General features: G+C 75.4%; 2 protein-coding genes. Both read left to right on the top strand.

Going from position 1 to position 1,480, the window contains the following annotated elements; all coding sequences use genetic code 11:
* Positions 1 to 799 (top strand): Rossmann-like and DUF2520 domain-containing protein (locus tag HW445_RS30735; protein ID WP_180224067.1); only part of this gene is annotated, 799 nt, incomplete at its 5' end.
* Positions 796 to 1,480: pantoate--beta-alanine ligase (panC, locus tag HW445_RS30730; RefSeq protein WP_180224066.1), on the top strand; the 685-nt coding region annotated here is incomplete at its 3' end. The genes HW445_RS30735 and panC, both read left to right, overlap by 4 nt.

The raw sequence follows: 1,480 nt of genomic DNA, 5'->3' as shown, positions 1-1,480 counted from the left end.
GCCGGACGTCCCGCTGGTCACTCCGGCCGAGGTCCTGGCCCGCTCCGAGCTGGTCCTGCTCACCGTCCCGGACGACGTCCTGCCCGGACTCGTGCAGGGCCTCGCGGAGACCGGCGCGATCCGCCCGGGCCAGCTGGTCGTGCACACCTCCGGCCGGTACGGCGTCGGCGTCCTGGAGCCGGCCCTGCGGGTCGGCGCGCTCCCGCTCGCCCTGCACCCCGCGATGACCTTCACCGGCACCGCGGTCGACGTGCAGCGCCTGGCGGGCTGCTCCTTCGGCGTCACCGCGCCGGAGCAGCTGCGGCTGGCCGCCGAGGCTCTGGTGGTGGAGATGGGGGGCGAGCCCGAGTGGATCGAGGAACGCAACCGCCCGCTCTACCACGCGGCGCTGGCCCTGGGCTCCAACCACCTGATCACCCTGGTCGCCCAGTCGATGGAACTGCTCGGCGCCGCCGGAGTGGGCGCCCCGGACCGGATGCTCGGCCCGCTGCTCGGTGCCGCCCTGGACAACGCGCTGCGTTCCGGTGACGCCGCCCTGACCGGCCCCGTCTCCCGCGGCGACGCGGGCACGGTCGCCGCCCACATCGAGCAGCTGCGCCGGCACGCTCCGCAGACCCTGCCCGGCTACCTGGCGATGGCCCGCGCCACCGCCGACCGCGCCCTCGCGAGGGGACTGCTCAAGCCCGAACTCGCCGAAGACCTTCTCGGGGTACTCGGCCACGACGGCACGACGGACCGCACCGGCGGCCCCCGTGGAACGGACGGGACCACCGGCGACGACGGGGAGGACACCCGATGACCCAGGCCGGCAAGCCCGAGCTGCTGCACACCGCCGCCGACCTGGCGGCCCGCCCCCGCACCGGTCGCCGCGCCGTCGTGATGACCATGGGCGCCCTGCACGAGGGGCACGGCACCCTCATCCGCGCGGCCCGCGAGAAGGCCGGCCCGCAGGGGGAGGTCGTGGTCACCGTCTTCGTGAACCCGCTGCAGTTCGGCGCGGGCGAGGACCTCGACCGCTACCCGCGCACCCTCGACGCCGACGTGGAACTCGCCGCCTCCTGCGGGGCCGACGTGGTCTTCGCCCCGTCGGTCGACGAGGTCTACCCCGGCGGCGAGCCCCAGGTGAGGATCACCGCCGGGCCGATGGGCGAGCGCCTCGAGGGCGCCTTCCGTCCCGGCCACTTCGACGGCATGCTCACCGTCGTCGGCAAACTGCTCCACCTCACCCGCCCGGACATCGCCTTCTACGGGCAGAAGGACGCCCAGCAGCTGGCGCTGATCCGCCGCATGGTCCGAGACCTGAACTTCGGCGTGGAGATCGTCGGCGTGCCCACGGTCCGGGAGGAGGACGGCCTGGCCCTCTCCAGCCGCAACCGCTACCTCTCCGCCGACGAGCGGCGCACCGCGCTCGCCCTGTCCCGCGCGCTCTTCGCGGGCCGGGACCGGCTCGCCGCCCTGGAGGCGCTGCGCGCCCGCGCCC

The organism is Streptomyces sp. UH6 (assembly GCF_013421635.1).
Classification (GTDB): domain Bacteria; phylum Actinomycetota; class Actinomycetes; order Streptomycetales; family Streptomycetaceae; genus Streptomyces; species Streptomyces abyssomicinicus.
The sequence above is the reverse complement of the archived record's forward strand: the minus strand, read 5'-3'. Positions and strand labels throughout refer to the sequence as shown.